Origin of the sequence: Lysobacter enzymogenes, assembly GCF_017355525.1 — a bacterium.
GTDB classification, from domain to species: domain Bacteria; phylum Pseudomonadota; class Gammaproteobacteria; order Xanthomonadales; family Xanthomonadaceae; genus Lysobacter; species Lysobacter enzymogenes_C.
Genome location: NZ_CP067395.1, coordinates 1,570,990 through 1,590,905 on the forward strand (window position 1 = coordinate 1,570,990; position 19,916 = coordinate 1,590,905).

15 protein-coding genes and 2 pseudogenes are annotated in these 19,916 nt (G+C 69.5%); 7 read left to right on the forward strand and 10 right to left on the reverse strand.

Annotated elements, in window-relative coordinates; genetic code table 11:
- Nucleotides 1–280: 280 nt before the first annotated feature.
- Together JHW38_RS06455 and JHW38_RS06460 are read right to left on the reverse strand one after the other, a co-directional pair.
- Nucleotides 281–2,335 carry an amidohydrolase family protein gene (locus JHW38_RS06455; RefSeq protein WP_207525161.1) on the reverse strand — a complete coding sequence of 685 codons (2,055 nt, stop codon included), beginning with the start codon at nt 2,333–2,335 and terminating at the stop codon, nt 281–283.
- Nucleotides 2,336–2,390: 55 nt separating this feature from the next.
- Complete coding sequence (locus JHW38_RS06460) at nt 2,391–2,777, reverse strand: VOC family protein (protein WP_207525162.1); 387 nt, start codon at nt 2,775–2,777, stop codon at nt 2,391–2,393.
- A 253-nt stretch (nt 2,778–3,030) separates the two neighbouring features.
- Here JHW38_RS06460 and JHW38_RS06465 point away from each other — a divergent pair, with 253 nt between their 5' ends.
- The 5 genes from JHW38_RS06465 to JHW38_RS06485 all read left to right on the forward strand — a co-directional run bounded on the left by JHW38_RS06465 (nt 3,031) and on the right by JHW38_RS06485 (nt 11,751).
- Entirely contained in the window at nt 3,031–5,247 is a 2,217-nt protein-coding gene (locus JHW38_RS06465) for a M3 family metallopeptidase (RefSeq protein WP_207525163.1), read from the forward strand.
- A 299-nt stretch (nt 5,248–5,546) separates the two neighbouring features.
- Complete coding sequence (locus tag JHW38_RS06470; protein ID WP_207525164.1) at nt 5,547–6,314, forward strand: response regulator transcription factor; 768 nt, start codon at nt 5,547–5,549, stop codon at nt 6,312–6,314.
- Between the two features lie 364 nt (nt 6,315–6,678).
- A complete protein-coding gene (locus tag JHW38_RS06475; protein WP_207525165.1) occupies nt 6,679–10,020 on the forward strand; it encodes a YadA family autotransporter adhesin in 3,342 nt (1,113 codons plus the stop codon).
- 210 nt (nt 10,021–10,230) lie between these two features.
- Complete coding sequence (locus tag JHW38_RS06480) at nt 10,231–10,701, forward strand: hypothetical protein (protein ID WP_207525166.1); 471 nt, start codon at nt 10,231–10,233, stop codon at nt 10,699–10,701.
- Nucleotides 10,702–10,914: 213 nt separating this feature from the next.
- On the forward strand, nt 10,915–11,751 hold the full coding sequence (locus JHW38_RS06485; RefSeq protein ID WP_207525167.1) for an NAD-dependent protein deacetylase: 837 nt from the start codon (nt 10,915–10,917) through the stop codon (nt 11,749–11,751).
- A gap of 127 nt (nt 11,752–11,878) precedes the next feature.
- Here the strand turns inward: JHW38_RS06485 and JHW38_RS06490 are convergent, their stop codons facing one another.
- The 3 genes from JHW38_RS06490 to JHW38_RS06500 all read right to left on the reverse strand — a co-directional run bounded on the left by JHW38_RS06490 (nt 11,879) and on the right by JHW38_RS06500 (nt 14,241).
- Nucleotides 11,879–13,204, reverse strand: coding sequence for a glycerophosphodiester phosphodiesterase family protein (locus tag JHW38_RS06490; protein WP_242691242.1), 1,326 nt, complete (start codon nt 13,202–13,204; stop codon nt 11,879–11,881).
- Between the two features lie 100 nt (nt 13,205–13,304).
- Nucleotides 13,305–13,619, reverse strand: a complete 315-nt coding sequence (locus JHW38_RS06495; RefSeq protein WP_207525168.1) for a hypothetical protein — start codon at nt 13,617–13,619, stop codon at nt 13,305–13,307.
- Nucleotides 13,620–13,935: 316 nt separating this feature from the next.
- Complete coding sequence (locus tag JHW38_RS06500; RefSeq protein WP_207525169.1) at nt 13,936–14,241, reverse strand: hypothetical protein; 306 nt, start codon at nt 14,239–14,241, stop codon at nt 13,936–13,938.
- A gap of 236 nt (nt 14,242–14,477) precedes the next feature.
- Here JHW38_RS06500 and JHW38_RS06505 point away from each other — a divergent pair, with 236 nt between their 5' ends.
- Nucleotides 14,478–15,920 (forward strand): amino acid permease, encoded by a 1,443-nt coding sequence (locus JHW38_RS06505; protein WP_207525170.1) that lies wholly within the window; start codon nt 14,478–14,480, stop codon nt 15,918–15,920.
- 175 nt (nt 15,921–16,095) lie between these two features.
- On the opposite strand, the gene cfa is transcribed toward JHW38_RS06505, so the two are convergent.
- The 3 genes from cfa to JHW38_RS06520 all read right to left on the reverse strand — a co-directional run bounded on the left by cfa (nt 16,096) and on the right by JHW38_RS06520 (nt 19,203).
- Entirely contained in the window at nt 16,096–17,241 is a 1,146-nt protein-coding gene (gene cfa, locus JHW38_RS06510) for a cyclopropane fatty acyl phospholipid synthase (RefSeq protein WP_207525171.1), read from the reverse strand.
- A 272-nt stretch (nt 17,242–17,513) separates the two neighbouring features.
- Nucleotides 17,514–18,353, reverse strand: a complete 840-nt coding sequence (locus tag JHW38_RS06515; protein WP_207525172.1) for a DUF3298 and DUF4163 domain-containing protein — start codon at nt 18,351–18,353, stop codon at nt 17,514–17,516.
- A 136-nt stretch (nt 18,354–18,489) separates the two neighbouring features.
- Nucleotides 18,490–19,203 (reverse strand): pseudouridine synthase, encoded by a 714-nt coding sequence (locus JHW38_RS06520; RefSeq protein WP_207525173.1) that lies wholly within the window; start codon nt 19,201–19,203, stop codon nt 18,490–18,492.
- On the opposite strand from JHW38_RS06520, the pseudogene JHW38_RS25885 reads away from it, so the two are divergent.
- A pseudogene (locus tag JHW38_RS25885) lies at nt 19,202–19,471 on the forward strand (DUF6053 domain-containing protein); the annotation flags it as partial. The gene JHW38_RS06520 and the pseudogene JHW38_RS25885 overlap by 2 nt on opposite strands.
- Here JHW38_RS25885 and JHW38_RS25890 read toward each other — a convergent pair.
- Both JHW38_RS25890 and JHW38_RS06525 read right to left on the reverse strand, forming a co-directional pair.
- Nucleotides 19,390–19,599: pseudogene (locus JHW38_RS25890) on the reverse strand (DUF6053 domain-containing protein); the annotation flags it as partial. The pseudogenes JHW38_RS25885 and JHW38_RS25890 overlap by 82 nt on opposite strands.
- Entirely contained in the window at nt 19,539–19,814 is a 276-nt protein-coding gene (locus JHW38_RS06525) for a GNAT family N-acetyltransferase (RefSeq protein WP_207525174.1), read from the reverse strand. The gene JHW38_RS06525 and the pseudogene JHW38_RS25890, both read right to left, overlap by 61 nt.
- Nucleotides 19,815–19,916: the final 102 nt, after the last annotated feature.

A 19,916-nucleotide genomic window follows, 5' to 3' on the forward strand; every position in this document is an offset into this window, starting at 1 on the left:
GGCCGTGACGCGGACCGGCCCGCGCCGTGGTCGGCTCATTGACCGGCGAATGTTACCAAATCATTAAAGAGCCGGTGCTCGAATGGGCGCAAGCTGGGGGAATCCCTATTGGGCCCAGAGAGTTAACGGCCTCTGGCGGCCCTCACCCCAACCCCTCTCCCGCTAGCGGGAGAGGGGCTTCAGAGCGCAATGGCGGAGAGCGAAGATGAGTCAGGCGCCAGCACCCTGCCCCCTCTCCCGCTAGCGGGAGAGGGTTGGGGTGAGGGCTGCGCAACCGCGTTTACTTCGCCGCAACCACCTTCGCGGCAGGCGCGAACGGCTTCACCCCCAGCTCCGCATACACCTCGCTCGGGTAGTACGCCGTCTGCCCCTGCAGCACCAACGAAACCTTGCGCAGATCGCCGATATCCCGCGTCGGATCGCCATCGATCAGGATCAAGTCCGAGCGCTTGCCCGCCGCGACCGAACCGCGGTCGCCGTCGACCCGCGCGACCTTGGCCGCGTTCCAGGTCGCCACCTGCAGCGCCTGCGCCGGGGTCAGGCCGGCGCGCACGTACAGCGCCAGCTCGTGCTGCAAGGTGAAGCCCGGAACCTCGTCGGTGCCGGCCAACAGCGGCACGCCGGCCTTGTAGGCGCGGCCGACGAACTCCACCGCCTTGTCGTAGGACTTGTTGTAGCGCTGCCATGTCGCGTCGTCGGGAATGTTCATCTCCGCCGCGCGGCGGCCGCGCTGCACGTCCGGCGGCAGGTGCGCGTCGACCGCGGCGAAGATCGGCGACAGCTCGCCTTCGCGCTGGTGCAGGAACTCGAACGTCGCCAGGGTCGGATCGATCGCGATCTTCTTCGTCGCCAAGGTGTTGATGAAGTCCTGCACCGGCTTGGAATCCAGGTCCAGTCCGGCGGTCTTCTCGGCGACCAGATAGAAGCGCTGCAAGGTGCGCGTGTCGGTCTTGTCGTCGACGAAGAAGTTCAGCAGCAGCTGGTTGATGTGCTGGATCTCGTCGAAGCCCTGGTCGACCACGTCCTGCGCGCGCAGGAACGCCGGCACGTGCCCGCTGACCCGCATGCCCTTGCTGTGCGCGTAGGCGACGGTGTCGCGCAGCACCGCCTTGGGGAAGGAATTGTAGATCTTGATCTGCGGGTAGCCGTGTTCGGAATACCAGTCCACCGCCTTCTTGGCTTCGTCGAGGTTCTTGATGACGAAGCCGTTGCGCGCGGAGTAGTCGCTCTCGCCTTCGATGAAGCCGGCCGGGACCACGTTCGGCGACATCAGCGTGCCGTCCTTGATCTCGCCGATCATCTGCTGCAGCGTGGCGTTGTCGTTGCCCATGTCGCGCACCGTGGTCACGCCGGCGGCGATGTTGAGGCCGCCGTCCCAGCGCGAAACGTGGCCGTGCATGTCGAACAAACCCGGCATCAGGGTCTTGCCCTTGCCCTCGACCGTGCGCGCGGGCTTGACGTCCTTGCCGGCCTTGCCGATCGACACGATCTTGCCGTCGCGCACCAGCACGTCGGTCGGCGCGCCGAGGCTCGCCTTCTCGCTGTCGAACACGCGCACGTCGCGGATCAGGGTGGCGCCGGCGAAGTCGTGGCCGAGCTTCTTGCGCAGGTCCACCAGCAGCTCGCCTTCGGCGGCTTTCTGCCGGGTTTCCAGCGCCGCGGCGTTGGCCTGCCAGCCGTCTTCGATCAGTTGCAGGAAGCCGGGATAGATCAGCGCGAACATCCGCGGCTGGGCCTCGTCGGTGGCCCAGACGAAGTTGGGGGTGAAGCCCTGCCCGGTCAGCGCCAGCAATTGCACGGTCTGGCTTTTGCCGTCGCGGCTGACCTGGGCGGTGCCGAGCTTGCGCGCGCTGAGGCTGCCGCCCGGCAGCAGCGGCAGGGTGCCGTCGCCGCGCTTGGCCAGCGCGCCCAGCGCCACCGACATCCCGGCCGGGGTGCCGCCGAGCGGCGAGTACAGGCCGGTGCCGGAGACCTTGAGCTCGCCGTGGTCGGACTTGCTCTTCCAGCGCACGGTGTCGCCGTCGCGCTCGAAGCTTTCCTCGACCTTGGCGCCGAAGGTCGAGGTGCCCTGCACCGCGTAACGGCGGTAGGTGCCGTCCTCGGCCAGGGTGTAGGTCTCCTTGAGCTCGGGGCCGCGGCCGTTGTCCTTGAACACGAAATCGACGGTATAGCTGCCGTCGTCGGCGCGGGTCACCACTTGCTGGCCGGCCTGCTTGCCGCCGTCGACCAGGGCCAGGTAGCGCGTGGTTTCGGCCGCCAGCGCGGTGGCGCTGAAGCTCAACAGCAGGCCCAGGGCCAGGGTGCGGCGCGGCAGGGAATGGCGCAGGAGAGTCATCGAGGAGAGCCCTGGAGGATGGAAGGAAAGGAGAGAAATGCAGCCAGCCGCGGGGTCAGTCGCGGCTGTGGGTGATCATCAGCACATAGCCGTCGGGATCGCGGGCGCGGAATTCGCCGTGCGGCCGGTAGAACGGATAGCCCATCGGCCCGGCCTCGAAGCCGGCCGCGAGCAGGCGCTCGCGCATCGCGACGACGTCGTCGCAGTAGACGTAGAACAGCACCGCCTGGACGCTGTCGTCGACCGGGCCGTCGGCGCGCACGAGCATGAACTCGGCGCCGCCGGAGCTCTGCATCCAGGCCCAGACCGGCTCGTCGCCGCACTCGGGCACGCGGTGGACGTTGCCCATGGCGAAACCGAGCAAGGCGTAATACTCGGCGGCGCGGGCGACGCTGGCGACGTGGACCATCGGCACGAAGGCCTGCGCGGTGGGGGCGCTCATCGCCGCGCTCCCGCCGGCGCCTCATGCGTTTTTGCGATTCCTGTCGGCATCCGGCCCATCCTGGCGTCTCCTGCGTGAGGTGGGCCCGAGTGTAAACCGGCCCGCCCCGGCCCTACCCGGGCGGTTGGTCATGCGCGATCGGTGGGTTTCGCCGCCGCCGCGGCCGTCGCGGCGGCGGCCATGCCTTTCGTCATGGGCTCGCCACCGGCCCATCGGGTAGGCTTCGAGGTTCCCTTTGACGAGGTTGAAGCATATGAAGCACCCGCTCGCCGTGGCGCTGGCCGTGGCCCTGATCGCCACCGTCCCCAGCCTGGCCCACAATGCCCAGGCCCAGGCCAAGACCGACAAGACCGTGAAATTCACCGCCGATACCGCCAAGCCGAGCGCGAATCCGTTCTTCCAGCCGAGCCCGCTGCCGCTGCAGTTCCCGCAGTTCGACAAGATCAAGGACAGCGACTTCGCGCCGGCCTTCGATCGCGGCATGGCCGACCAGCTCAAGGAAGTCGCCGCCATCGCCGACAACCCCGAGCCGGCCACGTTCGACAACACCATCCTGGCGATGGAGCGTTCGGGCCAGATCCTCAACCGCTCGGTCTCGACCTTCTTCAACCTGGTCGGCACCGACACCAACGCGAACCGCGAAAAGCTGCAGCAGCAGTACGCGCCGAAGCTGGCCGCGCACCGCGACGCGATCTCGCTGAATCCGAAGCTGTTCGCGCGGATCAAAGATCTGTATGAGAAGCGCGCTTCGCTGGGCCTGGACGCCGAGGGCGTGCGCCTGATCGAGCGCTACCACTCCGACTTCGTCCGCGCCGGCGCCAACCTCAGCGAAGCGCAGAAGACCCGGGTCAAGGCGATCAACGGCGAACTGGCCGAACTGGGCGCGAACTTCAGCAAGAACGTGCTCAAGGAAGTGCAGGATTCGGCCATCGTGGTCGACACCAAGGAAGAACTGGCCGGCCTGTCCGACGAGCGCATCGCCGCCGCGGCCGAAGCCGCCAAGGGCCGCAAGCTGGAAGGCAAGTACCTGCTGACCCTGCTCAACACCACCGGCCAGCCGCCGGAAACCGACCTGACCAACCGCGCGCTGCGCGAGAAGCTGCACAAGGCCTCGGTGATCCGCGGCAGCCGCGGCAACGAGTGGGACAACACCGCGATCGTGTCCAAGGTCGTCGCCCTGCGCGCCGAACGCGCCAAGATCATGGGCTACCCGAACTACGCGGCCTACGTGCTCGAGGACGAAACCGCCAAGTCGCCGGAAGCGGTCAACAAGATGCTCGGCCAGCTCGCCCCGGCCGCGGTCGCCAACGCCAAGCGCGAAGCCGCCGACCTGCAGGCGATGATCGACAAGGAACAGGCCGCCAAGGGCGAAAAGAGCTTCCAGCTCGAGCCGTGGGACTGGGCGTTCTACGCCGAGAAGGTGCGCAAGGAAAAGTTCGCCTTCGACGAAGCCGAGCTCAAGCCCTACTTCGAAATGAAGAACGTGCTCGAAAACGGCGTGTTCTACGCCGCCGGCCAGCTCTACGGCCTGAAGTTCAAGCAGCGCACCGACCTGCCGCTGTACCGCGACGACGTCACCGCCTACGACGTGTTCGATTCCAACGGCAAGCAGTTGGCGATCTTCATCGCCGACATGTACGCGCGCGATTCCAAGCGCGGCGGCGCGTGGATGAACTCCTACGTCGAGCAGTCGGAACTGTTCGGCACCCTGCCGGTCGTGGCCAACCACCTCAACATCCCCAAGCCGCCGGCCGGCAAGCCGACGCTGATGACCTGGGACGAGGTCACCACGATGTTCCATGAGTTCGGCCATGCCCTGCACGGCATGTTCTCGAACGTGAAGTACCCGTATTTCTCGGGCACCAGCGTGCCGCGCGACTTCGTCGAGTTCCCCTCGCAGGTCAACGAGATGTGGGCCGACTGGCCGTCGGTGCTGGCCAACTACGCCAAGCACTACCAGAACGGCCAGCCGATGCCGAAGGAATTGCTGGACAAGGTGCTGGCGGCGTCGAAGTTCAACCAGGGCTTCACCACCACCGAATACCTCGGCGCGGCGATGCTGGACCAGAACTACCACCAGATCGGCGACCTGTCGAAGGTGCCGGCGGCCAAGGACGTGGTCGCGTTCGAGACCGCCTCGCTCAAGAAGGACGGCATTTACTACCCGCCGGTGCCGCCGCGTTACCGCACCACCTATTTCAGCCACATCATGGGCGGTTATGCGGCCGGCTATTACGCGTACATCTGGTCGGAGGTGCTCGACGCCAACACCGTGGAATGGATCAAGCAGCACGGCGGCCTGACCCGCGAGAACGGCGACCGCTTCCGCGCCACCCTGCTCTCGCGCGGCGGCAGCAAGGACGCGTTGCAGCTGTTCCGCGATTTCTCCGGCCACGAGCCGCAGATCCAGCCGCTGCTGGAGCGCCGCGGCCTGACCGCCCCGGCGGCCAAGCCGGCCAAGGCGAAATAAGTTTCGCAACCCCTGCTGAGACCCGCGAGGCCGGTTAACACCGGTTTCGCGCAGAAGGGCGGCGTACCGTGTCCGGTGCGTCGCCCTTCTTGCGTTGGAGCGCACAAGGACCACATTCGATCCGTTATCACGATCTAAATATTGAGCATTAATTACCTGTTTTTAGTGGACTTTTTGCGAACGTCGATTTATGTCACATTAGATTCCAATGGACCCCCACTAACCTGATATTGGATATCGACGGCACTGTTTCTGCATGCAGAAACAGCTTGGAGTTCGATTCAACAGGGGACATCAGGATGGCCGCCATTTCACCAGTCCACCCCGGCGCCGGCCTCAACGGCGTCGATCACCGCAACAGCCGACGGGTCGCCGTCGTCGAACGCGACCCGAACCTGCGCCAGCAAATCCAGCACTCGCTGCTGACCCGTCAGTTCGCCATCGTCGAATGCGCCAACGCCACCGCGTTGTACCGCAACCTGCTGAGCGCGCCGTGCGACATCGCGGTCATCGCCAGCGACCTGCCCGACGACAACCCGCGCAACGTCGCCCTGCACCTGCGCCAGCATTCGGACATCGGCATCATCGTGCTCGATGCCGACGCCGGTTACGGCGGCCAGTCCGACGGCTACCACGAGATCGCCGACGCCTGCTTCCGCAAGCCGGTCGACCTCGACGGCCTGGCCACCGTGGTCACCGCGATGCACAGCCTGCAGCACCACATGCGCGCGTTGCCGACGCGCGCCGGCGGCGGCCAGCCGGAATGGGAACTGGCCCTGGACGGCTGGACCCTGCGCACGCCCGACGGCGCCAGCATCGACCTCAGCGCGCCCGAGCGCAGCGTGCTGCTGCGCCTGGTCAACACCGGCGCGGGCGGCCATCCGGTCTCGCACGACAGCCTGATCGGTTCGCTGACCAACGACGTCTACGACTTCGATCCGCACCGGCTGGAGATGCTGATCTACCGCCTGCGCAAGAAGGTCGCGCTGATGAGTCCGCTGCCGTTGCCGCTGCGCGCGGTGCGCGGGATGGGCTACCTGTGCACGATCGTGAGAGCCAACGGCTGAGGCGCGCTGCCGGGCGCAGGCCCGCGCGGCGATACGGAACGACGGCGGCTACGGCCGCCGTCGGCGTTTTCGGCGATGGCTGCGGCCACGCATCGACGACGCGAACGCCGCATCGCGCGCGTCGCACGTGCCCATGCGTAATGCGACGGTGATCGCAAGTGAGCGAGCGTGAACCAGCATGAGTGCGTTGTCCGCGCGCGCTGCCTAGCCTGCAATCGCCGATGCGCCGCTCGCGCCAGCGAACCCGGGCGGCCGCCGGCATCGGGGGAATCAGGGACTTTCGACGATGGCCGCGACGCGGCCGCGCTGTGCGCCTGGCGCCCGCGATGCCGATCGGTTCGTACCGATCACGACGGAGGCCGCCATGATTCTGCGCCAACCGCACGTCCGCACCCTTCCCTTCCGCCCCGACACCGACCCTGCCCGCGCCCTGCCGCGCGCCCCTGCCCTGCGCGCCAGCCTGCTCGCCGGCTGCGTAGCCCTGGCCCTGCTCGCGCATCCGGCCGTTGCGGCCGAGACCGCGGCGGGCGATTCCTCCGCCGCTTCGGCCGGCCAAAGCGCCGAACCGACCGCGAGCGGCGAAACCGCGCCGGCCGCCGACAAGACCGACGACGCCTTCGCGAGCCCCGCGCCGCTGCTGCCGCTGGTGTTCGACGGCATGCCCAACGCCGACACCTGGCGTTCGGCCAGCGCCTTAGACGGCGGCTTGGTCTCGCCGATGAGCATCATCGAACCGCCGCCGGCGCTCAACAACACCCTGCCCGGCCTGGTCGGCTATCTGCAGAACTGGCTGCTCGGCAACGACTACCAATCCTGCGGCCTGCTCGGCACCGGCTGCCTGACCATCGACCGCGCCAACTTCAATTACTCGTACCTGTCGCTGATCCTCAACCTGGTCCAGTTGCCCAACGCGGTCGACCTGGACGGCAACCAGCCCGCCAACCACCTGACCCTGATCGGCGCGGTGCATTCGGACAGCTACATCCAGTTCCAGGACAGCAACTACACCGGCAACAACAACAACGCCTCGTGCGTGGTCATCGGCGTGGCCTGCACCTGGCGCACCAACGCCGCGCAGAACAACCAGGTGCTGATCGGCGACGGCAGCTACGCCAACGGCTCCAACACCATCGTCATGGGCACCAACGCCCGCCACCAGCTGCCGACCATCAGCGCCGCGCAGGCCGGCTTCACCGGCGGACCCGACACCAACTACGCCGCGCGCCTCGGCAACTCGGTGGTGATCGGCGACAACAGCTTCGGCAACGCCGACCGCCAGACCCTCCTCGGCTTCGGCGCGACCTCGACCCACGCCAACAGCGTCGCCCTCGGCGCGGGCTCGTCGACCGCGGTCGGCGCGCAGATCGGCTATACCGCCTTCGGGCTGGCCGCATCGCAAACCTCGACCGGCGAAGTGTCGATCGGCGCGGCCGGCGCGACCCGCAAACTGACCAACCTCGCCCCGGGCAGCGTCGGCACCGACGCGGTCAACCTCGCCCAGTTGCAGGGCGCGCTGGCCACCGCGGCCAGCGACCCGTTCGCGGTCAAGTACGACGACGCGGGCGGCTCGCCGAACCTGCAAAGCGTCACCTTGCAGGGCGCCGGCGGCACCACCCTGAGCAACCTGCGCGCCGGCGCGGTCAACGCCGGCAGCACCCAGGCGATCAACGGCGCGCAGATCTTCGCGATCAGCCAGTCCAACGCGCAACGGCTCGGCGGCGGCGCCGCGGTCGCGGCCGACGGCACGGTGACCGCGCCGAACTACGTCATCGCCGGCAACGGCTACAACAACGTCGGCGCCGCGCTGGCCGCGCTCAACGGCAACGCCCAGGCGCTGGACGCGTTCGCGGTGCAGTACGACGACGACGGCGCCGGCAATCCGAATTACGCCGCGATCACTTTGCGCGGGCCGGCCGGCACCGGCACGACCCTCGGCAACGTCGCCGCCGGGCAGATCGCCGCCGGCAGCCTGCAGGCGATCAACGGCGGCCAAATGTTCGGTCTCGGCACTGGCATCGCCAATATTTTCGGCGGCGGCGCCGCGTTCAACGCCGGCGGAACGTTCACCGCGCCGAACTACGTCATCGGCGGAAACACTTACACCAATGTCGGCTCCGCGTTGAGCGCGCTCGACAACGGCCAGAGCGCCGGCAACGCCTTCGCCGTGCGGTACGACGACGACGGCGCCGGCAATCCGAACTACGCCGCGATCACCCTGCGCGGGCCGGCCGGCACCGGCACGGTCCTCGACAACCTCGCCGGCGGGCAGATCGCCGCCGGCAGTCTGCAGGCGATCAACGGCGGGCAGGCGTTCGGCCTCGGCACCGGCATCGCCAACATCTTCGGCGGCGGCGCCGCGTTCAATGCCGGCGGAACGTTCACCGCACCGAACTACGTCATCGCCGGCACCAGCTACACCGACGTCGGCGCCGCGCTGACCGCGCTCGACAACGGCCAGAGCGCCGGCAACGCCTTCGCCGTGCAGTACGACGACGACGGCACGGGCAATCCCGACTACGCCGCGATCACGCTGCGCGGGCCGGCCGGCACCGGTACCACGCTCGACAACCTCGCCGCCGGGCAGATCGCCGCCGGCAGCCTGCAGGCGGTCAACGGCGGGCAGATCGCGACGATGGGCGACTCCATCGCCTCGATCTTCGGCGGCGGCTCGCTGTTCAACGGCGGCAGCTTCGGCGCGCCGAACTACAGCGTGCAGGGCGGCAGCTACAGCGACATCGGCGCAGCATTCGCCGCGGTCGACGCGAGCCTGACCAACCTCAACAACCGCATCGACAACCTGCCGCCGGCGACCACGCCCGATCCGCGCGTCGCCATCGACGGCACCGGCAACGCCTCGGTCGCGGCCGGCTCGCGCGCGGTCGCGGTCGGCGCCAGCGCCAGCGCCGGCGGCAGCCGCGCCACCGCGGTCGGCGGCGACAGCTACGCGGCCGGCGCCAACGACACCGCGATCGGCGGCAACGCGCGCGTGAACGCCGACGGCAGCACCGCGCTCGGCGCGAACTCCAGCATCGCCGCAGGCGCCACCAACGCGGTCGCAGTCGGCGAAAGCGCCAGCGCGACCGCTTCGGGCGCGGTCGCGCTGGGCCAGGGCGCACTCGCCGACCGCGCCAACACGGTGTCGGTCGGCAACGCCGCGCAGCAGCGCCAGATCGTCAACGTCGCCGCCGGCAGCCAGGACCACGACGCGGTCAACGTCGCCCAGCTCAAGGCTTCGCAAACCGGCACGGTGCGCTACGACAGCAATCCCGACGGCAGCGTCAACACCAGCCAGGTGACGCTCAACAACGGCGGCGCGGCGGTGACCGTGCGCAACGTCCGTGCCGGCGTCGCCAACACCGACGCGGTCAATGTGCAGCAGCTCAACGAAGGGGTGAACCGCGCGATCAGCACTTCCAACCAGTACACCGACAACTGGGGCAACCAACTGCGCAGCGAGATCGGCCGGCTCGACGACAAGGCCAGCGCCGGCGTCGCCTCGGCGATGGCGGTGGCCGGCCTGCCGCAGTCGTACATGCCCGGCAAGAGCATGGCGGCGATCGCCGCCAGCAGCTTCCGCGGCGAAAGCGGTTTCGCCATCGGCATTTCCACCATCAGCGAAGACGGGCGCTACGTGTACAAGCTGTCGGGCAACAGCAACTCCAAGGGCGACGTCGGCGTGACCATCGGCGCCGGTCTGGTGTGGTGAGCGCGGCGGCCGCAGGACGCGCGCCGACGCCTCGCCGCTGAGCATCACTGGGACCTCCCCCCGGCGACCCGCAAGCCCCCCGTTTGCGGGAAGCCAGGCCGCCCGGAGCGATCCGGGCGGCCTTTTTGTTTCGGGATTCGGGATTCGGGATTCGGGATTCGGGATTCGGGAGTCGGGAGTCGGGAATTGCAAAGCGCGGCGGTTTGGTCTTTGCTGATCGCCGTATCCACCTCGGCCTCGCGCATGTTCTATGTCGGCCTCTCCGCGGAACCCGGGCGCGACGCCGTCGCGGCGGCGTTCGCAGTGCACGCGCCGGCGGCGCGGCTGCGTTGGGCCGGGATCGACGAGGATTGCGACGGGGTGATTTTCCTCGACGTGCAATGCAATGCCAGCGAATTTCCCTACGTACTGGGGGCGACCAATCTGGCCGGCGGCGACGACTACGAAATCGGTCTGGCGATCGCGCGCGACTTGTCGGTCGTCTTGCGCTGCCGGACGGTGTGCGACGGCACCCGGCACGGTCCGGGCTCCTCGCCGGGTTGGTGCGTGGTCTGGGACCAAGGCAGGGCCTTCTTGGGCGACGATTACGGCAGCGTTTTCTACGACGACTCGCCCGAGCTGAGCGACTCCGAACGCGCCGCGTTGGGGCCGGTCCGCATCCTGCATCCGCTGGAGATTTGACGGGCCGCTGCGGCCGCGGATCGGCACCGGATCGCACCCACGGCATCCCGGCGAAGCCGATGCCTCGCGTTTGCAGACCGCCGCACAGCCTAGCGATGCGGCGGCGAACCTGGATGCAGCCGCCGCGCACGCGACCGCGACCGGGCGCACAGCCTTGCTTCGACCGCGAAAGCCACCATCTCCGACCTAGCCCCCGCGACGCCCCGTCCCCGCATGACTGCCGAAGCCCCCGCCCCCTCCGACGCCGCCCAACGCCTGCACGACTGGCTGCGCCCGCACCGCCGCGTGTTCGTGCTGACCGGCGCCGGCATCAGCACCGGTTCGGGCATCCCGCATTACCGCGACGAGAACGGCGCGTGGCAGCGCAAGCCGCCGATCGACTACCGCGCCTTCACCGGCGACGCGCGCGCGCGTTCGCGCTACTGGGCGCGCAGCTTCGTCGGCTGGCCGTCGTTCGACGGCGCGCAGCCCAACGCCGGCCACGTCGCGCTGGCGCGCTGGCAGCAGCGCGAGCCGGCGCATGCGCTGGTGACCCAGAACGTCGACGCCCTGCACAGCCGCGCCGGCAGCCTCGACGTGGTCGACCTGCACGGCCGCCTCGACGAAGTGGTGTGCCTGGACTGCGGCGCGCGCCAGCCGCGCGCGCAGGTGCAGGCCGAGCTCGCGCAGCGCAATCCGGACTGGCGCGACCTCGACGCGGCGGTCCTGCCCGACGGCGACGCCGATCTGGAGGGCCTGGAATTCGAGCGCTTCCAGATCCCGCCGTGCGCCGCCTGCGGCGGCATGCTCAAGCCCGACGTGGTGTTCTTCGGCGAAAACGTCCCGCGCGCGCGCGTGGCCGCCGCGCAGCAGGCGCTGGCCGCGGCCGACGCGATGCTGGTGGTCGGTTCCTCGCTGATGGTCTATTCCGGCTTCCGCTTCGCCCGCGCCGCGCGCGAGGCCGGGCTGCCGCTGGCCTTGCTCAACCGCGGCGTGACCCGCGCGGACGATATCGCCACGCTCAAGATCGAAGCCGATTGCGCGGCGACGTTGGATGCCGCGCTCGCATAAGCCGCGGTTGCTCTACCTGTAGGAGCGGCGCGAGCCGCGACCGCGACAACGCAACTACGCCGCAACCTTCGTCGCAGTTGCATTGTCGCGGTCGCGGCTCGCGCCGCTCCTACAGGGAGAAACCGCTTTACTTCCCCGGCGGCGCGATCTTGCTCTGCTCCAGGAACAGCTTGCGCGCAGCCACGCCGATGTCGGGGTTGTCGATGAAGAACCCCTGCACGCCGAGCCCATACAGCTGCAAGGCCTCGCCGAGCGCGCTCTGGTCGACGCCGTTGGCGGTCTGGGTCAGGAACGGTTCTTCGGCGCGCACGGTGTAGGGATGCACCTGCAGGCCCAGCGCCAGCGCGCGGCCGAGTACGGGGTGGATGAAGCCGGTGTTGCGGGTCGCCAGCAGCGCGTGGCCGTCGCCGTCGGCGTCGCGCTTGGCCGGCAGCGGCGCGCGTTCGATCAGGCTGCTCTTGGACGGGCCCAGGCCCGATGCGTAGTGCGCCTGCATCCATGCCAGCGCATCGGCCTCGGTCAGCGCGCCGAACGTGGCCTTGTCCAGCCCGCCGGGAATCGCCTTGCCGAAGTCGCCATAAAGGCGCGCGAGGTCGGCGCCGGTACGGCGGTTGTAAACGATGTCGTACGGCGTGTCGCGGCCGAAATCGCCGTACAGTTGCACCAGCGGCAGGTCGACGCCGGCCTTGGGCATGATCTCGCGCTTGAGCTCGATCAGGTTGGCGACCTCGAAGCTCTGGATATAAACGCGATGCGGGTCGGTGAAGCCTTCCGCGACCAGCGTGTCGATCAGCTTGCGGCCCAGCGAGATGCCGATCGGGCTGCCGTCCAGGTGCTTGCCTTCGCTGGCGAACCAGGTCGGGTGCTTGGTTTCCGGATAGATGCCGATGACCCGGCCGTCGCGGCTTTCGGCCTTGGCCAGCGCGATCACTTCCTTCAGCGTCGCGATCTCGAACTGGCCGTCGTAGCGTGCATTGCCCGGGCGGATCTGGGCGATGCGTTCGCGCGCGCGCAGGGTCTTGAGTTCGGCCAGGGTGAAGTCTTCGGTGAACCAGCCGGTCAGGGTTTCGCCGTCGATGGTCTTGCGGGTCTTGCGCGCGGCGAACTCGGGATGCGCGGCGACGTCGGTGGTGCCGGAGATTTCGTTTTCGTGGCGCACCACCAGCTCGCCGTCGCGGGTCGCGACCAGGTCGGGCTCGATGAAGTCGGCGCCCTGGCGGATCGCCAGGCGATAGGCCTCGAGCGTGTGCTCGGGGCGATAACCGCTGGCGCCGCGGTGGGCGATCACGATCAGGCCGTGCTGGCCGAGCGGTGCGCCGGTTCGGGCGGCGGTGGGCGTAGCGGCGTGCGGCATGGACGGTGTCCGTTCGGGCGCGGCCGCACCGGCGACGGTGGCGGCGAGCAACAGCGCGAGCGCGGCCAACGGCCGGCGCGGGAAATTCAGGGGCGGCATCGGGCAATCCTAGAGCGTGGCCGGGCGGGTTGCACGGCGGCCGTGGGCTCAGCTTGCCGCGCGCCGATGACAGCCGATGCGAGCGCCGCCGCGCCGGCGCTCAATTCGCCGGAAAATGCAGCGCAAGCGCCGAACCCGGCGCCGTCGGCGTCCAGCCTGCGGCCAAGCCGCGCCGGATCGCCTCGCCGACCTGGGCCGGGGTCACCCGCACGCTCGCGACCGGCAGCCACGCGTCCGGCCGCGCCGCGTCCAGCGTCGCGTGCAGCACCTGGCCTTGCGCGGCGTCGGCGCTCTGCACCGCGAAGCTCAGCGGCGCGCCGAGGCCCTGGTCGTAGGTCGGCCGCGGGCGCAGGCTCCAGCGATAGCTCTGGCCATCGACGACGATGCGGCGGCTGCCCTTGCTCGCGATGGCCATGCGCTGCGGCCTCCTTCCGGCGGATGCGTCGGCGTCCATGCTACCCGCGGCGCGTTGGGTCGGGGACGGACGGATCGAGCCGGCCGGGCCTGAAGCGCGAGCGGCAACGGGCCGCATCGCGCCGAGCCGATGAGCGTCCGCGAAACCGGCGTCGCCAGTCCCGCCCGATCCGAGCCGAACCGGACGCCGCGAGCGATCCGTTCCTCAGGCCCGCGAAGACGAGCGCGACGCCCGGCGCCGCGCTCGTCCCGCAACGGCCGCGGCGGCGATTCGCCGGCGGCGGTGCCGCCCCGCGACCGCCGCCGCGGCCCCGCACTCAGGCCGCGGCCTCGCTGACCCCGGTGATGGTGGCGATGCCGTCGGCGACGGTCATGGCGATGCGGTCGCGCGACGCGGTGCCGCCGGGCAGCACGGCGATCCCGGTGGTGCCGGTGTTGTTGCGCTGGGCGACGATGCCGTACTGCTCGAACAGCTTCATCCACTGCGCGGCCTGCTCGGTCTTGGCCGGAATGGTCTGCTCGGCGAGCGCGGCGATTTCCTCGATCACCGACGAGGCCTGGATCGGGTTGGTCAGCTGCTGCAACTGCTCCGGGGTGACCTGATTGATGAATTGATAGGACATGGAAACTCCTGGCGTAGCGCGGGGGAACCGCCGCGTGCGGCGCGCCCGCGGACCGGACGCCTAGCCCTGGTCAACGCCCGGGCGCCGCCCGGGTGAAGCCGGCGCGGTCCGCCGCGGGCCGCCGCGGTCCGCCGCGGGCCGGGCCGGCGCCGCCGCGCGTGCGTCTCCATGCGCCACCGTCCGCCGCGCGCCCGCGCAGCCGCTATGATTCGGCGGTCATTCGGAAGGAGCGCTCGATGAGCCTGGTCGCCAAGATCCTGCGGCACAAATCGGTAGAACAACTACAGGCGGAGGCCGGCAAGCGCTCGGACTTCCGCCGCGTGCTCGGGCTCTGGCAGCTCACCGCCATCGGCATCGGCGGCATCATCGGCGTCGGCGTGTTCGTGCTCGCCGGCCACGAGGCGGCGGCCAACGCCGGCCCGGCGGTGGCGCTGGCCTTCCTCATCGCCGGCATCGCCAGCGCCGCCGCGGCGCTGTGCTACGCCGAGTTCGCCGGCATGATCCCGGTCACCGGCAGCGCCTACACCTACAGCTACGCCACCTTGGGCGAACTGGCGGCGTGGCTGATCGGCTGGGACCTGCTGCTGGAATACGCGCTGATCGTCGCGGTGGTGGCGATCGGCTGGTCCGGCTACGTGCAGGTGCTGCTGGAAGGCGCCGGCATCGAGCTGCCGCTGTGGGCGCAAGGCGCCTACGGCACCGGCGAGGGCCGGGTGTTCAACCTGATCGCCGCGCTGGTGACCCTGGCGGTGTCGGCGCTGCTGGTGTTCCGCACCGAATGGGGCGCGCGCTTCAACACCCTGATCGTGACGATCAAGGTGCTGGCGGTGGTGCTGGTGATCGGCGTCGGCGTGTTCTACATCAACACCGCCAACTGGGTGCCGTTCATTCCCGAACGCATCGTCGACGAGAACGGCGTCGGCCACTTCGGCTGGAAGGGCGTGGGCACGGCCGCGGCGGTGGTGTTCTTCGCGGTGTTCGGCTACGACACCCTGACCACGGCGGCGGAAGAATCCAAGAACCCGCAGCGCGACCTGCCGCGCGCGGTGCTGCTGTCGCTGGGCGTGTCGATGGTGCTGTACCTGGCGGTGTCGCTGGTGCTGACCGGCATCGCCCACTACTCCACCCTCGGCGGCGACGCGCCGGTGTCGGACGCCTTCGCCGCGCTCGGCCTGCCGTGGATCGCCAAGACCATCGCGTTCTCGGCCGTGGTCGGCATCGCCAGCGTGCTGTTCGCGTTCATGCTCGGCGCGGCGCGGATCTGGTTCTCGCTGTCGCGCGACGGCCTGCTGCCGGGCTGGTTCGCCAAGATCCATCCCAAGTACGGCACCCCGCACCGCCCGACCATCGCGCTGGGCGTGTTCACTGCGCTGGTCGCCGGCTTCCTGCCGATCGGCGAGGTCGCCAAGCTGGTCAACATCGGCGTGCTCTCGGCCTTCATCATCATCTGCGCGTCGGTGTGGGTGCTGCGGGTGCGCAAGCCGAACCTGGAGCGCAGCTTCCGCACCCCGCTGGTGCCGCTGATCCCGATCGTCGGCATCGCGTTCTCGATCTGGCTGCTGGCCGAGCTGGCGGCGATCACCTGGCTGATCTTCCTGATCTGGGTGTCGCTGGGGCTGCTGGTGTATTTCTGCTACGGCATCCGCCACAGCAAGCTGGCGCAGGAAGCGCACGAGTAAACGTCGGGGCGCCGGCGGGCTGCGGTTGCGCCGGCGCCTGAAACGACGCGGTCGCGGCTCGCGCCGCTCCTACAGGTAGCCCATGTAGGAGCGGCGCGAGCCGCGACCGCGAATCCGCACCAACGTCGCACCCCGCCCCACCCGCGCCGCGGCCACCCGCGACGCCCACGCCCGCTCACCGCGGCGCGACGTACCCGCCGGGCACCCCGCCCGGCGACAGCACCAGTTGCCACAGCTGCGCATGCCGGGTGCGGAAGGTCGCCATCGACGCGGCCAGGTAGAACCGCCACATCCGCCGGAAGCGCTCGTCGTAGCGCGGATCCAGCGCGTCCCAGGCCGCTTCGACGTTGGCGCGCCAGGCCTGCAGAGTCAGGTCGTAATCGGCGCCGAAGTTATGCCAGTCCTCGATCACGAACCGGTTCTCGGCGTGTTCGGCGATCTGCCGCGCCGACGGCAGCATCGAATTGGGGAAGATGTACTTGGCGATCCACGGGTCGGTATGGCTCACCGATTTGTTGCCGCCGATGCTGTGCAGCAGGAACAGCCCGCCGCCCTCGCTGTCGCGGTCCAGGCAGCGCAGGGCGACGTCGAAATACGCGGCGTAGTTCTTGACCCCGACGTGCTCGAACATGCCCAGCGAGAAGATCCGGTCGAAGCGCTGGTCGAGCTCGCGGTAATCCTGCAGGCGGATCTCCACCGGCAGCCCGCGGCACAGGTCGCGGGCGAATTCGGCCTGTTCGTGCGAGACGGTCACGCCGACGCCGACGATGCCGTAGCGTTCGGCGGCGAACTTCAGCGCCTCGCCCCAGCCGCAGCCGATGTCGAGCACGCGCATGCCGGGCTTGAGGCCGAGCTTGCGGCAGACCAGGTCGAGCTTCGCCTCTTGCGCCGAGTCCAGATCCCGCAAAGGCCGGCCTTCGCGGTCGCGCCAGTAACCGCAGCTGTAGACCAGGCGCTGGCCGAGCATCGCGCGGTACAGATCGTTGCCCAGGTCGTAATGGCGCTCGCCGACGGTGAAGCTGCGGCGGTGGCTTTGCAGGTTGATCAGGTGCGCGCGCAGGCCGTCGAGGATCGCCGCCCAGCCGTGCACCTGCTCGTCGACGTGGGCGCGCATCAGCCGCTCGAGCAGGCCGTCCAGCGACTGCGTGCGCCAGGCGCCGTCCATGTAGGTTTCGCCGAGGCCGAGCGAGCCTTGCGCGATGACCCGCGAATAGAACGACTCGTCTTCGACCTGCAGATCCCAGGGCCGATCGCCGCCGACGCGGATGTCGGCCTGCTCCAGCAATCCTTCGACTCGTTTGTGCAGCGACGCAAGCGACATGGCGGCCTCGTGCTCGGGGCGGGGGAACGCCCGGTGGATGCTCGACCTGCTGATGTGGAGCGCGGGCCCGGACGACGCGTCGTCGTGCGCCCGCCACGCTCGTCCTGAGACGGCTGGCGGCCCGCTCTGCGGGCCGCTTGCGGCGGCGCGTCCGTCGCGCCGCGGATCGACGATAGCAAAGCCGCGCCGGCGCGAGATGCCGATCCTGTCGCCTGCGGCGAACGCTGCGTTGCGGCGGTTGCAAGAGGGCCCTCAGGCCCTCCGCCAGCGGCTCAGACGCCGCCGAGGAACATCCCGCGGTACGCCGGCGCCAGATGCGGCAGCAGCACCGAGGCCGGCACTTCCACGGTCTGGGTGCCGTCGGAGTACGGGCCGACTTCGTACGGCGCGAACACGAACTTGAGCCCGCTGAGCTTGCCGTCGGCGCCGCGTACCGGTTCGAACATGGCGAAGTTGGCCGGGTCGGCGCCGGTGCCGTCGTCGATCATGCGGCCGCCGGTCTCGATCTGCTCGGCGCGCACCGCCGGAGCCAGGTCGTCGGCGTCGATGCGCTGCGACAGCGCCGAGTGCAGCTGTTCGCGCACGTACTGCGAGATCGCGGTCCAGCCGGCTTTCTCGGGCACCAGTTCCTGCGCGGTCAGCAGCTTGTTCTGCTTCGGCAGCCAGACGAAACGCGCGATCAGCGGCGCGGCGTGGGCGCCGCCGGTGTAGCTGCTGCCGTCGGCCGACACCGCCATCAGTTCGGGCGAATCGATCACGTCGTCGAAGGTCAGCGACAGCTCGTACGGCGACGGGTTGTCCTTGGCGGTGCGGCCGCTGGCGGCGTCGACGAGTTCGGCGCGGGCGTCGTCGGCGTAGCGCTTGAGTTCGCGCGCCAGCCCCGGGTACTTGGCCGCCTGGGTCGTGTAGGTGATGCCGACCACATAGCCCGGCGTGGTCTCGACCACTTCCTTGAGCTCGACCGGCGCGGTGGCCGTGTCGACCACCGGCGCGGGCAGCGCCGCGGTCGGCGCGTTCGCGCTGGATTGGCTGGTCGCGGGCGTGTCGGCTTCTTTCTTGCAGCCCGCCAGGGCCAGGGCCAACAGGCAGACGGCGGCGGTGACGCGCTTCATGCAGCGATCCTTTTCGAGGGGTGCGTCCGTGGGGTTTGCGCGCGACATTATCGCTCAAGGCGTGACGCCGGCATCTAGGCCGCGGCGTCCGCGAACGCCTATGCGGCCGACGTGGGCGCCCGCGTTTGCCCGGCGTTCACCACTGCGTGCGTTGCGGCAGCAGCCCCTGCAGTTCGGCGTCGGTGAGGTTGCGCCATTGGCCCGGCTTGAGATGGCCCAGCTTGACGTTGCCGATGCGCGCGCGCAGCAGTTGCTTGACCCGGAAACCGAAGTGCGCGGCCATCAGGCGGATCTGCCGGTTGAGGCCCTGCACCAGGACGATGCGGAAGCCGAAGCGGCCGAGCTTGCCGGTCTTGCACGGCAACGTGGTCTGGCCGTGGATCGGCACGCCGCGGCCCATGCCGCGCAGGAATTCCGGGGTGACCTCGTGGTTGACCGCGACCAGGTATTCCTTTTCCAGCTTGTTCTCGGCGCGCAGGATCTCGTTGACGATGTCGCCGTTGCTGGTCAGCAGGATCAGGCCTTCGGAATCCTTGTCGAGGCGGCCGATCGGGAAGATCCGGCGCTCGTGGCCGACGAAGTCGACGATGTTGTCCTTGACCCCGGACTCGGTGGTGCAGACCACGCCGACCGGCTTGTTGAGCGCGATGTAGACGTGCTGGCGCTTGCCCTTGGCGGCGACGCGCACGCGCAGGATTTCGCCGTCGACGCGGACCTCGTCGCCCTCGCCCACTTCGCTGCCGACCCGGCCGCGCACGCCGTTGACGGTGACCCGGCCCTCGGCGATGAGGCGGTCGGCCTCGCGGCGGGAGCAGAAACCGGTGTCGCTGATGTGTTTGTTCAGGCGCATGGGCGAAGCATGCCGGAAATCCGGCCTGCGGGAGACGTGGGGGGCGCGTAGGCTGGCACAGACTCGGGGCGAAGGCGAGTGCGGCGCGGCCGGCGGGCCGCGGACGGCTCAGGTTCGGACGCCGTTTCGCCGGGGTTTCGCGCTTGCGGGGCGGCCCTTTTGCGTTTGTTGGAGGCCTGCTGCTCTTGCGGGAGGGGCTTCAGCCCCGACGCTCTGCGGCCCGATTACCGAGACCCGGCACCAGAGCGTCGCGGCTGAAGTCCCTCCCACAACAGCAGATCTCCCACAGCAGAAGCCTTTCCCGAAGGGGCTTCTGCCCTGAGACGCGGCCCGGCTCAGGCGAGCAACTGCGAATACTCCGGATGCCGCTCGGCCCACGCCGCCGCATACGAGCACGCCGGGCGCACCTTGTAGCCGGCCTCGCGCGCGTACTCGAACGCGGCGCGGACCAGGTCGCTGGCGATGCCGCGGCCGCCGATGGCGTCGGGCACGCCGGTGTGGGCGATGACGAGTTGGTCGCCGCGCATCTGATAGTCCAGTTCCGCCTCGACGCCGTCGACGACGGTGCTGAAGCGCTGGCGCGCGGGGTCGTGTTTCACCTGGACGGACATGGTCGGTTCCTGTGCGGATGAAGGCGCGGACGGCGGCGCCGCGCGCCGCGTACCCACGCCGGAGCCGGCACCGCCGCACGGGCGATGCCGGCCGCAGGGGCC

What these genes read in the sequence shown, in the direction of transcription:
- JHW38_RS06460 (WP_207525162.1), bottom strand. Translation starts at nt 2,777, where the DNA reads ATGAGCGCCCCCACCGCGCAGGCCTTCGTGCCGATGGTCCACGTCGCC.
- JHW38_RS06520 (WP_207525173.1), bottom strand. Translation starts at nt 19,203, where the DNA reads ATGCGCCTGAACAAACACATCAGCGACACCGGTTTCTGCTCCCGCCGC.
- cfa (WP_207525171.1), bottom strand. Translation starts at nt 17,241, where the DNA reads ATGTCGCTTGCGTCGCTGCACAAACGAGTCGAAGGATTGCTGGAGCAG.
- JHW38_RS06525 (WP_207525174.1), bottom strand. Translation starts at nt 19,814, where the DNA reads ATGTCCGTCCAGGTGAAACACGACCCCGCGCGCCAGCGCTTCAGCACC.
- JHW38_RS06465 (WP_207525163.1), top strand. Translation starts at nt 3,031, where the DNA reads ATGAAGCACCCGCTCGCCGTGGCGCTGGCCGTGGCCCTGATCGCCACC.
- JHW38_RS06495 (WP_207525168.1), bottom strand. Translation starts at nt 13,619, where the DNA reads ATGGCCATCGCGAGCAAGGGCAGCCGCCGCATCGTCGTCGATGGCCAG.
- JHW38_RS06515 (WP_207525172.1), bottom strand. Translation starts at nt 18,353, where the DNA reads ATGAAGCGCGTCACCGCCGCCGTCTGCCTGTTGGCCCTGGCCCTGGCG.
- JHW38_RS06490 (WP_242691242.1), bottom strand. Translation starts at nt 13,204, where the DNA reads ATGCCGCCCCTGAATTTCCCGCGCCGGCCGTTGGCCGCGCTCGCGCTG.
- JHW38_RS06505 (WP_207525170.1), top strand. Translation starts at nt 14,478, where the DNA reads ATGAGCCTGGTCGCCAAGATCCTGCGGCACAAATCGGTAGAACAACTA.
- JHW38_RS06470 (WP_207525164.1), top strand. Translation starts at nt 5,547, where the DNA reads ATGGCCGCCATTTCACCAGTCCACCCCGGCGCCGGCCTCAACGGCGTC.
- JHW38_RS06500 (WP_207525169.1), bottom strand. Translation starts at nt 14,241, where the DNA reads ATGTCCTATCAATTCATCAATCAGGTCACCCCGGAGCAGTTGCAGCAG.
- JHW38_RS06475 (WP_207525165.1), top strand. Translation starts at nt 6,679, where the DNA reads ATGATTCTGCGCCAACCGCACGTCCGCACCCTTCCCTTCCGCCCCGAC.
- JHW38_RS06455 (WP_207525161.1), bottom strand. Translation starts at nt 2,335, where the DNA reads ATGACTCTCCTGCGCCATTCCCTGCCGCGCCGCACCCTGGCCCTGGGC.
- JHW38_RS06485 (WP_207525167.1), top strand. Translation starts at nt 10,915, where the DNA reads ATGACTGCCGAAGCCCCCGCCCCCTCCGACGCCGCCCAACGCCTGCAC.